Source organism: Lentzea fradiae, from assembly GCF_900100955.1.
In the GTDB taxonomy this organism is placed as follows: domain Bacteria; phylum Actinomycetota; class Actinomycetes; order Mycobacteriales; family Pseudonocardiaceae; genus Lentzea; species Lentzea fradiae.
Genome location: NZ_FNCC01000005.1, coordinates 367,707 through 380,382, shown reverse-complemented (window position 1 = coordinate 380,382; position 12,676 = coordinate 367,707). Strand labels below are relative to the sequence as shown.

Sequence of the window (12,676 nt, the reverse complement as noted above, 5' to 3'; positions counted from 1 at the left end):
CGATAGCCTGCGAACATCTCGTTCGCAAGACCGAGCCGCGGATCGGGGATGTTGATGGACTTCTGGGGAACCGTACGAGTGCTGCGGCGGCGGTGGTACATCGCCCTGCCCGCAGTGCTGCTCACCGGTGTCCTCGCCCTGTTCGTCTACGTCAGCGTGCCGACGCGGTACGAGTCGAGCGGCGTGCTGGTCCTCACCTCCCCCGCGGCCGGTGGCCGCTACTCGGAGAAGACCAAGCCCGAGGACGTGGTGAAGGTCAACCCGCTGCTGCAGTTCGACGGCAGCCTCACCACCACCGCGCAGATCCTCACCCAGATCCTCGGCGACCCGAAGACGGCGGAGGAGCTGGCGGGCGAGGACTCGACGTCGACCTACACCGCGAACACCGGCCCGGTGGGCGGCCCGTTGCTCTTCGTGACGAGCGAGGCCGACTCGGCCGAGGAGGCGGAGGGCCTCGTCGGCAAGGTGCTCGAGAAGACCGTGAACGAGCTGGCCGCGCAGCAGAAGGCGCTGAACGCGCCCGAGCAGACGTTCATCACCGCGCAGGTCCTGGTGAAGCCCACGACGGCGTCGGCCAAGATCGGCGGCAAGGTCCGGTACGTCGGCGCGGCGACCGTCGTGCTGCTGCTGCTGACGCTCGCCTCGACGTTCGCCGCCGACTCCGTCCTGACCAAGCTGAAGCGGCGCAAGGAGAAGGAGTCCGGCGCGGCCCCACCGTCCGAGAAGGACGCTCCGCCGCCGCCCCCGCCCTCGCACGCCCCGCCGTCGCGGCCCGTCCCCGGCGGCAACGGCAACGGCCAGCCCCCGCGCCCGCAGGGCGGCGTCCCGAACGCCCACCAGAAGACGGTCATCATCCCCGCACCCAAGCCGAACCCGGCATGGCCGACGAAAGACGACTGACCCAGCAGCGCGCCGACGGCGCCACGCTCGTGATCTTCTACGTGCTGGCGCTGCTCGTCGTCCCCGCCCGGTTCACCATCGCGTTCGTCCCGATCACGCTGCCACCCGCGCTGTTCGTGGCCCTGTGCCTGGCGGTGCTGTGGTTCGCCGCGCACCTCGTCGACAACCTCGGCCTCGCCAAGGGCCGCAACACCGTCCGCACGCTGTTCGCCGTCTACGTGCTGCTGCACCTGTGCACGTACGCCCTGGCGACCCGCCGCTACCTGCCCGCCGACGAGCTGTCGGTGTCCGACTCCGCCCTGATCAGGGTCGTGGCGATGTCGGCGCTGGCGGTGTTCGTGATCGACGCGGTCCGCACCACCGACCGCCTGAGCCGCGTGCTCAAGATCATGGTGGGCTGCCTGACGTTCGGCGCGTTCATCGGCCTGATCCAGTTCGGCCTCGGCCTGGACCTGGCGTCCTACGTGACGCTGCCCGGCCTGCGCGTGCAGGACAACGGCTACTCGGCGCTGGAGTCCCGGTCGATCTTCTTCCGCCCGGCGGGCACGGTGAACCACCCCATCGAGTTCGGCCTGGTCTGCGTCTTGGGCGTCCCGTTCGCCGCGCACTTCGTCTTCCAGGCCCGCGACCGCGGCGAACCGGCCGGCCGCTGGTGGGCGGCGCTGTCGCTGCTCAGCCTGATGTCGATCCTCTCGCTGTCCCGCACGGCGATCCTCGGCCTGGTGATCACGGGCATCGTCCTGGGCCTCCTGCTCCCCCGCCGCCGCGGCCTGCCGCTGCTCGGCGTGGGCGCGGTGTTCCTGGGCGGCGCCTCGGCCGTCGTGCCGGGCCTGTTCGGCACGGTGACGTCGATGTTCTCCAACATCGAGGACGACCCGTCGTTCCAGGGCCGCACCAAGGACTACGACGGCGCGTGGATCGAGATCGCCAAACACCCGTGGCTGGGCCGCGGTTTCGGCACGTTCCTGCCGTCCAAGTACACGATCCTCGACAACCAGTACCTGCTCACGATGATCGAGAACGGCTACCTGGGCCTTCTCGCCTTCGTGCTGCTGTTCCTCGGCGGCATCTTCGCCGCGCTGCGGGCCCGGTCGCTGTCCAAGGACGAGAACGTGCGCGGCATCGCGGTGTGCCTGGTCGGCGCGATGCTGACGTCGGCACTCGGCGCGGCCACGTTCGACCTGCTGAGCTTCAGCGTCGCCACGGGGATGGCGTTCCTGCTGCTGGGGGTGTCGGGGGCGTTGCTGCGGATAGCGCGGCAGGAGGCCAGGCAGCTGGTCAGCTCAGCCAGGTGATCAGCTGCCGCCACGCGGGAGTGGAGAAGGCCAGGACCTCGCCGGACGGGTTCTTGGAGTCACGGACGAGAGCGTCGCGGGTCAGCGACACCTCGACGCAGTCGCTGTCGGTCGTGCCACCGCTGTAGCTGCTCTTCCGCCACGTCCGGTTCATCCTGGTCTCCTCGGGTCGGCTGGCCATTGGTCAACTCAGCCAGGTGATCAGCCGCTGCCACGCGGGGGTGGAGAAGGCCAGGACCTCGCCGGACGGGTTCTTGGAGTCACGGACGAGAGCGTCGCGGGTCAGCGACACCTCAACGCACTCGCCGTTGCCGTCACCATCGCTATAGCTGCTCTTGCGCCACGTGCGACTCATCCTGGTCCCCTCGAAGTCGGCTGACGTACCCCATCAGCATGCTCCGAGATCGTTCCTCGTCCAAGGCCACTGCATCCAACCGCTCGAACTGCTTCCGGCTGTCGGCGATCGCCGCGCTGTCCTGAGCGAAGACTTTGGCCAGGTCGGACTCGCAGTAGGCGACCGGCGCCGCCTTGTCGAACTCGAACAGCGTGCACTTCGACCGCATGGCCACGCCGTTGGCATCAGCAGGCACGATTCGCAGGACGTGTGAGCGATGCAAAAGACGGCGGCACTGCTCCCACATCACCACGTCATCGCCTGGGTGCACGCGCAGAGCCAACTCGTGCAGGTAGAAGGTGCACTGCGGGCGGTGAACGCGCCGCCAGATCGTCTGCCGTCCCATCCGCAGCTCGACGTACTCATCGATGTCATCTTCAGAGACGCGTCCAGCTTCCCTGAACAACGCACGCGTATAAGACCGCGTCTGCACCAACCCGTGCACGGTCAGGACGTCGTACGAGGTGATCTTCGTGGCCGTCGACTCAGCCATCGTGATCGTGCGGAGGTTGTCGTTGACCAGCACGATGTACGGCTCGAAGGCGTGGCGGTAGCGGCTGCTGAACTCTTGCAAGTAGTCCAGGTCCTTGCCGCACGTCGCGAGGTACTGGGCGAGGTCGATCTCGGAGGCGCGGGCCTTGCCGTTCTCGATGTTCGACACCTTGCTGGGGTCCCAGCCGAGCTGGGCGGCCATCGCACGGCCGCCCAGCCTCGTGCAGGTCTCGCGCAGCCTGCGCAGCTCGTCGCCCAGGTCCCTGCTGTACGCGGTGGAGATGATCGCGGTCATCTCCGCGACGGTAGGTGTTGAAGCGGCTCCAACCGATTACTCGTTCGGGCGAAAACGTCCGGTGCCGCTGAGTACGCGGGGTCCCCGCGTACTAATCACGCGTACGCGGAGACCCCGCGTGCGGCACGGCGAGCGGGGTAGCGGCACCTGATCGGGTGGTCAGGTCTGCGGCACGCCGAGGTCGGAGAGCACCTTCTGGAGTTCGTCCGGGAAGTAGCGGTGAGCGCCCGTTTCGTCGTGGTGCGCGACCGCTTGGAAACCGGTCGCCTCGCTCCACCAGTACACCAGCGGGCTGAGCTGGCGCTCCTCGCCGCTGTCCTCGTAGTTGGCGCCGCTGAGGAGTGCCATCTCGTGCACCGCCGAATCCACGCCCGCGGCGTTCGAGCTCCGGATGGCGTAGAAGAAGAACTGGTTGCGCGCGGGCATGGAGACGAGCGCGCCGTGCGGCTCGACGGCGGCTCCGGTCACTGTCTCGATGACCCACGGGAGGATCACCGGGAGGGAGCCGACGTAGACCGAGCCGTGCCCGAAGTAAACGCCCTCGACCTCCATGAAGTCCTCGGGCAGCTCCCGCGAGAGGTTCTCCAGGCCGGCGTTCCAGAGCTGCTCGAAACCGTGCTGCCGCACGTGCTTGTCCGTCATGACGGAGATGTACTCGGGCCCGTCGAACGCGAACGCCCACAGCAGGCCGGGTGCGACCACCTCGGCGTAGCCCGCCTTCTCCGCCACCCCGCTGTCCGCGGCGGCGAGCCGCACGTAGGTGCGCGGGAGCACGTCCTCGGTCGGGCCCTGGAGGTCGGCGAGGTTGGAGAGCTCGGCGGGGTCGGGTTCCGCGAAGGCGATGAGGACGATGAAGTGGTCCTCGATGAGATCCGGCCACTCCTCGTCCGGACTGCCGGCGAGTTTGCGGGCCAGCGACTCGAAGCCGAACTCCCACTGCTCGGGATGGGTGACCTCGACGTGGTCCTGGTGGACCACGATCTGCATGTCCTCGAACGCGGGGCTGTGCTGGACGAGGTGCCGCATCCGTTCCTGTTGTGAGGGGGTCAGTAAATGCACCGCCGGGACCTTACTGACGTCTCCGGCGGCGCGTCCGCGATTTCGCCGAAGTCAGCCGAACCGCACGCCGACGTCGAAGAGCACGTTCTCGAAGTCGTCCGAGTAGTAGGTGGTCATGCCGGTTCCGTTGTGGTGCCCCACGGTTTCGAAACCGTTGGACGCGCTCCACCAGTACACCCGCGAGCTGAGCTGGTAGGCGCTCTCCGAGTAGCACTCGGCGGCGAGACGTCCGATCTCCTCCATCGCCGCCAGCACGCCCTCGGTGCCTTCGTTCCCGATGACGTAGAAGAGGAACTGGTCACGCGCGGGCATCGCGACGAGTGCGCCGTGCGGCATCTCGGTCAGTCCGGTCACGGTCTCGACGACCCACGGGAGGATCAGGGCGAGCGAACCGACGTAGTCCGAGCCTTGCAGGTAGTGGACGCCGCCCGCCTCCATGAACCGGTCCGGCAGCTCCTGCGAGAGGTTCCGCAGGCCGGCGTTCCAGAGCTCCTCGAAGCCGTGCCGCCGCACGTCCTCGTCCTTCATGACGGAGATGGACTCCGGCCGGTCGAAGGCGAGCGTCCACAGCAGGCCGGGCACGATCTCCTCGGCGTAGGACGCCACCTCCGCCACCCCGCTGTCGGTGGTGGCGAGCCGCACGTAGGTGTGTTGCAGCACGGACTCGGTGGGACCTTCGAGGTCGGAGGTGTCGGTGGTCGCGAGGGTGAGCACGCGGCGGAAGTGGTCGTCGACGAGGTCCGGCCAGTCCTCGGCGGGGGTGCGGGCGAGGGTCGCCGACAGCGTCTCGAACCCGAGCTCCAACGACTCGGGCTGCGTCACCTCGACGTGGTCCTCGTGGACGACGATCCGCATGCCGATGAACGCAGGGCTGCGCCGGGCGAGGTGCCGCATCCGGTCCTGTTGTGAGGGGGTCAGTAGATGCACCGCCGGGACCTTACTGCGATCTCCGGCGGTGCGTCCGCGGTTTCGATCATCACGTCACCAGCAGAGCTGTCCGTGACCCCCGGTTCCACGAACGCCCCACTTTCGTGTTCCCCTCATGTCACGCGGGGGCCCCGCGTGGCCTCTGTTGGTACGCGGGGCTCCCGCGTACCGAAAGCCGGGCACGCGGAGGCATTGGGCTCACCTGGGTGGATGACACCTGGGCGTGTAGGTCGGCCAGCGGACGGACGGAACCTCACACTGCTTTCAGGCCGTCCGGTGTCTCCTCGTGCCGCGTGGCGCACTCGGGGCACGCGAGGTCGTCGGACAGACGGACGCCGCACGCGCAGACCCAGCCCTTCACGACGGCCGGGTTCCCCGCGACGAAAGCGTGGGCGGGCACCGAGCGCGTGATGACCGAGCCGGCCGCGGCGAAGGCGTGTTCGCCGATCTCGGTGCCGCACACGACGACCGTGCCCGCGCCGAGGGTGGCGCCACGGCGGACCAGGGTGGTTTCCAGAGCGTCGCCGGACTTCTTGACGTGGGCGCGAGGGCGGAGGTCGTTGGTGAAGAGCACGTTCGGGCCGAGGAAGACGTCGTCCTCGCACGTGACGCCGTCGAAGACGAGTGTGCCGTTCTTGACCGTGACGTTGTTGCCCAGCACCGCCCGCGACTCGACGAACGCGCCGTCGCAGATGTTGCAGTCGCGGCCGATGCGCGCGCCGGGCAGGACGTGGGCGAACGCCCAGACGCGCGTGCCGTCGCCGACGTCGTCGGACTCGCACAGGCCCTTCGGGTGCACGCGGACACCGGTCATCGCAGGGCCTCCGTCAGTGCCTCGACCACGCGGGTCTGCTGTGCCTCGGTGATCTCCGGGAACAGCGGCAGCGACAGCAGTTCCGCGGCCGACTGCTCGGCGACGGGGAACGAGCCGGACAGGTGCGCGAAGGCGCCCGTCTTGTGCAGCGGGGTCGGGTAGTGGATGCCCGCGCCGATGCCTGCGGCGTGCAGGGCGGACAGGACGCGGTCGCGGTCGGGGACGCGCACGACGTAGAGGTGCCAGACGGGCAGGTTGCCGTCCATGACGACAGGGGTGCGGACGCGTTCGACGGAGGCCAGCATGTCCGTGTAGCGCTGGGCGGCGGCGCGGCGGGCCTGGTTCCAGCCCTCCAGGCGGCGCAGCTTCGCTGACAGGACAACGGCTTGCAGCGTGTCGAGGCGGCTGTTGAAGCCGAGGACCGGGTGCTCGTACTTGCGCGGCGAGCCGTGTTCGCGCAGCAGGCGGACGGACTCGTTGACGGCGTCGGACGTCGTCAGGACGGCGCCGCCGTCGCCGTACGCACCGAGGTTCTTGCCGGGGTAGAACGAGGTCGCGGCGGCCACGCCGAGGCCGCCGACGGCGACGCCGTTGCGGCGGGCGCCCTGGGCCTGGGCGGCGTCCTCGACGACCGGCAGGCCGTGCGGCAGCAGCTCGACCGGGGCGGCCTGGCCGTAGAGGTGCACGGGCACCACGGCCTTCGTCCGCGAAGTGACCACAGAGGACACTTGGGTGACGTCGATCAGGAGCGTGTCATCTGTGCAGTCCACGAGCACGGGGGTCGCGCCGCAGCGGGCGACGGCCTCGGCCGTGGCGATGAACGTGTTGGCGGGCAGGACGACCTCGTCGCCGTGGCCGACCCCCAGTGCGCGCAGCGCCAGCTCGATGGCGTCGGTGCCGTTGGCGACGCCGATGGCGTGCGGGACCTCCTGGTAGGCGGCGAACTCCGACTCGAACCTGGCGACCTGCGGGCCGTTGATGAAGGCCGTCGTCTTGAGCACCTCCGCCCAGCCGTCGGCCACCTCGTCGGCGACCTGCTCGTGCTGGGCTCGCAGGTCCACCAGCGGAATCTCGATCACGCGCTCTCCCCAAGCAACGGGCGGGCCGGGACACCGGCCCACGTCTGACCCGCGGGCACGTCCCGCAGGACGACGGCGCCCATGCCGACCACGGCACCGGCGCCGATCCTCACTCCCTCGCGCACCATCGATCCCTGTCCCAGGTACGCGGACTCCCCCACGAACACTCCCCCGCCGAGCGAGGCGCGGCCGGCGAACGTGACGCCGTCCGACACCTCGTCGTCGTGGGTGATCAGCACGTGCGGCATCGCCACGACGTGCCGGCCGACAGAAAGGGGGGTCGTGATCACGACCCCCGCGAGCAGAACCGTTCCGGCGCCCAGGGAAGCGCCGGACGTGACGGCCGCCGGGTGCACGACGGTCGCCCATCGTTCGTCCGGCAGGTCCAGTGTGGACACCAGGTTGAGCCGGGACAACGGCCGCCGCGCGTTGGCGATGCACGCCACGACGGCCGCGTCCGGGTGGTCACCGATGCGGTCGAGCCCGCCCAGCACGGGCACCCCGTCGACCAGGGTGCCGTGCAGGGCGGCGGAGTCGTCCAGCGCCCCGACGGGGTTCCAGACGTCCGGGAGGAGGCGGACCGCCGCGAGCACCTCGCGGGCGAGTCCACCTGCTCCGATCAGCAGCAACGGTCTGGTCACTCGAAGACCACGTCCACCCAGTAGTTGGAGCCGCCGTAGCTCGACGCCGGGAACCCGGAGCCGGCCGTGAACACACCGGCCGAGGCAGTGGCTGCCAGCGGCGGCGAGGTCACCGAACCGAAGTATCCCGGCGTGACGGCGTAACGGCCCACGGTGGTCGTGTACGAGGCCACGTACGTGGTCCCGGCCGTGATCTGCACCGGCTGGTCGAACACGAGCGTCTGCCAGCCCGTCTCCGTCTCGTTGGTGAACGTGCCGGTCGCGAGGCGCTGCCCGTCCTCGGTCCAGAGCGACCCGGTGTGGGTGCCGGTGTTGGCGGCGCCCTTGTAGAACTTCACCCCGGTGATCTGGCCGTTGGTGCCGGAGGTGAACTTCACGCCCAGCTCGTACGGGCTGGTGTCGTCGGAGGAGGTCTCCGTCGGCACCGTCGCGCCGCTGAACAGCGAGCACGGGCACGTCTGCGTCGTCGCCGACGTGAACGACCACGTCTGCGGGCTCGCCATCATGTTGCCGAACGTGTCCGCCATCCTGACGCTCACCGAGTACACAGTGGACGCCGCGAACCTCGCTGCCGGGGTGAACGTGACCATCCGCGAGTCCGGTGAGAGCGACAGCGTGCCGGCGATCTTCGCGCCACCGGGGTCGGTGACGGTGAACTGCGCGCCGGTCAGGTCGACGGGCTCGTCGAACGACGCGGTGACGGTCGACGTCAGCTCCACCTCGGACGCGCCCGGCAGCGGGGTGCGGCTTTGCAGCACCGGGGCGTCGTTGTCGGCATTGGGCTGGTAGACGACGTCGACCCAGTAGTTGCTGGAGCCGTAGGTCATCGTCGGGAACCCGCTGCCTGCCGTGAAGACGCCGTTCTGCTCCTGCAACCCGGTCAGCGGGCCGGAGTTCACCGGTCCGGTGCCGAAGTAGCCGCTGTTGACCGCGTAGTGGCCGGTGGTGGTCGTGTACGAGGCGGTGTAGGTCTGCCCCGCGCTGACGATCACCGGTTGCGAGAACGTCAGCGTCTGCCAGCCGGTCGCGGTCTCGTTGGAGAACGTGCCGGTGGCCAGGCGCGTGCCGCTCGCGTTCCACAGCGAGCCGGTGTGCGTGCCGGTGTTGCCCGCGCCCTTGTAGAAGCGGACGCCGGTGATCTGGCCGGACTGGGTCGGGCTGAACCGCACACCCAGCTCGTACGCGCCGGAGTCGTCGGCGGCCTGCACGTCCGGTGTCGTCGCCGTGCTGAACATCGAGCACGGGCAGGTCGGCGTGGTCGTCGTCGTGAACGTCCACTCCGCGGCCTCCGGCATGGCGATGCCGTTGGCGTCCGCGATGCCGACGTGCGCCTTGTACTGCGTGCCGGACACGAGCTTGCCGGACGGCGTCCAGGTCACCGTCTTCTGGTCGCCGGACAGCGACACCGAGCCGGTCAGCTTGGCGCCCTTCGGGTCCAGCAGCCAGATCTGCGCCGACGCGGGGTCGACCGGTTCGCTGAACGTCACGGTGAGAGCGCTCTGCAAGCCCACGTTCGTCGCGTTCACGGCCGGAGTGCGGTTCGTGATCGTCGGCGGCGTGGTGTCACCGTTGAGGCCGTTGCGGTAGATGACGTCGACCCAGTAGTTCGTGGCGTTGTACGACGAGTCCGGGAACCCGCCACCACTCGCGTACTTGTAGACGCCGTTCGCGCCATCCGTGCCGTTGGGCAGGGCGTGCAGCGACTTGTAGTCCGCGCCCTGGCCGTTGAAGAAGCCGGAACTGACGGAGTAACGGCCGTTCGGTGCGTAGTACGACACGACGTAGGTCGTGTTCGCCTGCACCTGGACCGGCTGGTTGAACATCAGCTTCTGCCAGCCGGACGTCGTCTCACCGGAGAACGTGCCGGTCGCGAGGAGCAGGCCGTTGGCCGTCCACAGTGAACCGGTGTGCGTGCCGGTGTTGCCGGTGCCCTTGTAGAAGCGGACGCCGAGGACCTCGCCCTTGCCGTCGAAGCGGACCTTCGTGCCGACCTCGACCGGGTTCGCGTCGCCCGCGTCGACGACCGCGGGGGAAGCGAAGTCGTCCCAGATCGTGCACGGGCAGGCCGCCGGCCTGGGCGAGCCGGTCGTGAACGTCCAGCTCGTCTGCGCGGACAGGTTGCCCGCCGTGTCGGCCGCCCTCATGGTCACCGTGTAGGCCGTGGCCGCCGCCAGTGGCGCGGACGGCGTGAACGTGATCGTGCGGGCGTCGTTGGAGATCGACTTGGTTCCGGTGACCGCGCCGTTCGGGCCGGTGACGGTGACCTGCGCCGAGCTGAGCGTCACGTTCTCGTCGAACGTGCCGGACACCGCGGCGGTGAGGGCGACGGAACCGGCGTCGGCCACCGGGGACTTCTCCGTCTGCAGCGGGGCGCGGGTGTCGGGACCGGGGTCCGGTGCCCACACCACGTCGACCCAGTAGTTCGTGTGGTCGAACGTGCTGTTCGGGAAGCCCGCGCCGAAGCGGAACACGCCGTTCGGCCCGTCCACACCGGACATCAGCCCGGTGATCGGCTGCATGTACGCCTGCTGCTGGTAGAACCCGCCGGAGTCGTACGCGAAGTGACCGGTCGGCGTGAAGTACGAGACGATGTAGGTCGTGTTGCCCTGCACCGGGACCGGCACCGGGAACAGCAGCGTCTGCCAGCCGGTCGCGGTCTCGTTGGTGAACGTACCGGTGGCGAGCAGGTCACCGTTGGCCGACCACAGCGATCCGGTGTGCGTGCCGGTGTTGCCCGTGCCCTTGTAGAACTTGACGCCCCGGACGTAGCCGTCGGTGGCGGCCCGCCACTTCGCGCCGAGCTCCAGTTGCGAGCTGTCGTCCGCGGAGGTGACCTTCGGGACCTCCAGGCCGGAGAACATGCCGCACGGGCAGGTCTTGGCGCCGACGCTCGGGGTCGCCGAGACGGGTGAGGAGAGGTTCAGCGAGTCGTCGACAGCGCGGACCCTGAGCTGCGCCGTGCCGGACTGCGACGGCGTGTAGGTGTAGCTCCACGTCGTCTGACCGGCCTGCCAGTCCGCGTAGTGCCAGCGGTTGCCGCCGTCGGTGGAGACCTCGACGCCCGCCACGCGGCCCGCAGCGTCGATCACGGTGCCGCCGAAGGTGTAGGGCTGGCCGACCGTCGACTGCGACGGCAGGTTCGTGATCTGCACGCCCGGTGGCGCGGTGTCGGTGATGGCGCCGGAGATCGTCAGCTGGTCCGGTCCCCACAGCTGGTAGGGCTGCACGCCCATGTCCGCGAGGAAGTTGACCGTCGCCTGCTTGATCCGCTTGTCCGACGTCGGCGTGTTGGTGAGGAACGCGTGCTCGTCGTCGACGCCCCACGCCCACTGGACCGTGCCCGCGCCGAACACCAGCGCGCCGGACGGGGCGCGGTAGTAGGTGATCGCGTGCGTCTCGGTGCTGGAGCCGTACTCGTCGCCGTAGTTCTTCAGCGCGTAGTAGCCGTCGAGCTGCACCGTGGTGCGCGACATCTGGGCGACACCGGCAGGCTGGAAGCCGTTGTCGTACACGGTGTTCCACTCGTAGCCGAGCGTGCCGGGCTCGAACGTGTAGGTGGAGCCCGCGGTCATGCTCTGCAGGTCCGTGTTGCGCCAGAGCCGCATCTTGCCGTAGGCGGCCGGGACCTGGAGCGAGTCGTCACGCCGGCCGTTGACGGTGAACATGTTGCCGAGCAACGCGTTCTCCGGCCTGCCGCCGTCCTGCGGCGGGCTGTAGCGCGGGTCGCGCCACGTGCCGGTCCACGTGTTCTCGCCGTCGTTCTGCGTGCCCTTCGTCTCCTTGTAGCAGACGATGGTGCGCCAGTCCGTTTGGGACGAGTCGATGCTCTTGGCGTACTTGGTCTTCCAGAAGATCTCGTTGCCGGTGAGGAACGCCATGTGCACGCCCGCGTCGCGGGCGGCCATCACGTTGTTCCACTGCTCGTTCGACCAGTACTCGTCGTGGCCGACGGCCATGAAGACCTTGTGGTTCTTGATCAGGTGACCGCGCCGCGCTGAGTCGACGTCGGTGGTGTAGCTCAGGTCGTACCCGTTGCGCTCCAGGAACCGCAGCATCGGGTACTCGGCGTTGAAGATGAAGTTCTCGTCGCCGTCGCCGCCGGTGTACGGGCGGTTGTAGCTGACCTTGTACGAGCTGCCGCCCTGGCCGGGGCCGTCACCGAAGTAGAGGCTGTTGCCGCCGTAGCGGTTGTAGGCGACCCAGGTGGCGTCGGAGGTCTGGAAGAAGATCTTCGAGGTCGAGCTGTCGTCGCGGACGACGAACGCCATCTCGTTCTCGGCGCCGGTGTCGTTGCGCGTCATGCGCACGTAGTAGATGCCGGAGACCGCGTTGGACGGGATGGTCCAGGTGAGCGAGACCGCCCAGTTGCCGCAGTCGATGAGGGCGCTCTCCTGCTCACGCAGGCACGGCGGCTGGTTCTGCGGCGTGTTGCGCTGGACGGTGCCCATGTAGCGGGCACCTTTGCCGTTGTACCAACCCATCCGGTAGATGTCGAGCTTGTACGACGACGCGGACGTCAGCATCTTGAAGCTGACGGTCTGCCCGACGTTGTAGCTGATGTCCGTGGTGTAGCCGAGGATCGCGTCGTCGCGGTAGGTGGCCTGCCAGTTGTCGGCACCGGCCTGGGTGTTCTCGCACGCGACCTTGTTGGTGACGGGGAAGTCACACGGAGCAGCGTTGGCGTTGGGTGCGTTGAAGACGCCGAGCGCGAAGATCGTCGATGCGACTAAGGCCGCGATCACAAGCAACCGCACGAGACGCGACTGCTGAGCCACCATGG

The 12,676-nt window shown here is 68.8% G+C and carries 11 protein-coding genes; 2 read left to right on the top strand and 9 right to left on the bottom strand.

The features are described 5' to 3' along the window. The first annotated feature begins 54 nt into the window (after nt 1-54). Both BLT23_RS40710 and BLT23_RS40705 read left to right on the top strand, forming a co-directional pair. Nucleotides 55-900, top strand: coding sequence for a YveK family protein (locus tag BLT23_RS40710; RefSeq protein WP_176946738.1), 846 nt, complete (start codon nt 55-57; stop codon nt 898-900). Continuing rightward, nucleotides 879-2,195: an O-antigen ligase family protein gene (locus tag BLT23_RS40705; protein WP_176946737.1), complete on the top strand. Its 1,317-nt coding sequence runs from the start codon at nt 879-881 to the stop codon at nt 2,193-2,195. The genes BLT23_RS40710 and BLT23_RS40705 overlap by 22 nt, the downstream gene beginning before the upstream one ends. On the opposite strand, the gene BLT23_RS13915 is transcribed toward BLT23_RS40705, so the two are convergent. The 9 genes from BLT23_RS13915 to BLT23_RS13875 all read right to left on the bottom strand — a co-directional run bounded on the left by BLT23_RS13915 (nt 2,179) and on the right by BLT23_RS13875 (nt 12,674). Continuing rightward, nucleotides 2,179-2,349 carry a DUF397 domain-containing protein gene (locus BLT23_RS13915; protein ID WP_090049159.1) on the bottom strand — a complete coding sequence of 57 codons (171 nt, stop codon included), beginning with the start codon at nt 2,347-2,349 and terminating at the stop codon, nt 2,179-2,181. The two genes, BLT23_RS40705 and BLT23_RS13915, sit on opposite strands and share 17 nt — an antisense overlap. A gap of 30 nt (nt 2,350-2,379) precedes the next feature. Continuing rightward, a complete protein-coding gene (locus BLT23_RS13910; protein WP_090049157.1) occupies nt 2,380-2,550 on the bottom strand; it encodes a DUF397 domain-containing protein in 171 nt (56 codons plus the stop codon). Continuing rightward, entirely contained in the window at nt 2,519-3,376 is an 858-nt protein-coding gene (locus BLT23_RS13905; protein ID WP_090049155.1) for a helix-turn-helix domain-containing protein, read from the bottom strand. Before BLT23_RS13905 ends, BLT23_RS13910 begins: the two co-directional genes overlap by 32 nt. A 159-nt stretch (nt 3,377-3,535) precedes the next feature. Then, the gene (locus BLT23_RS13900; protein ID WP_143035930.1) at nt 3,536-4,435 is read right to left on the bottom strand and encodes a hypothetical protein; all 900 of its coding nucleotides are present in this window, start codon (nt 4,433-4,435) and stop codon (nt 3,536-3,538) included. Nucleotides 4,436-4,486: 51 nt separating this feature from the next. Further along, nucleotides 4,487-5,362 carry a DUF1444 domain-containing protein gene (locus BLT23_RS13895; protein WP_143035929.1) on the bottom strand — a complete coding sequence of 292 codons (876 nt, stop codon included), beginning with the start codon at nt 5,360-5,362 and terminating at the stop codon, nt 4,487-4,489. Between the two features lie 253 nt (nt 5,363-5,615). Then, the gene (locus BLT23_RS13890) at nt 5,616-6,176 is read right to left on the bottom strand and encodes an acyltransferase (RefSeq protein WP_090049149.1); all 561 of its coding nucleotides are present in this window, start codon (nt 6,174-6,176) and stop codon (nt 5,616-5,618) included. Next, on the bottom strand, nt 6,173-7,255 hold the full coding sequence (locus BLT23_RS13885) for a DegT/DnrJ/EryC1/StrS family aminotransferase (protein WP_090049147.1): 1,083 nt from the start codon (nt 7,253-7,255) through the stop codon (nt 6,173-6,175). The genes BLT23_RS13890 and BLT23_RS13885 overlap by 4 nt, the downstream gene beginning before the upstream one ends. After that, complete coding sequence (locus tag BLT23_RS13880) at nt 7,252-7,896, bottom strand: acetyltransferase (protein WP_090049145.1); 645 nt, start codon at nt 7,894-7,896, stop codon at nt 7,252-7,254. The genes BLT23_RS13885 and BLT23_RS13880 overlap by 4 nt, the downstream gene beginning before the upstream one ends. Further along, complete coding sequence (locus BLT23_RS13875) at nt 7,893-12,674, bottom strand: DUF4082 domain-containing protein (RefSeq protein WP_090049143.1); 4,782 nt, start codon at nt 12,672-12,674, stop codon at nt 7,893-7,895. Before BLT23_RS13875 ends, BLT23_RS13880 begins: the two co-directional genes overlap by 4 nt. Nucleotides 12,675-12,676 lie beyond the last annotated feature (2 nt).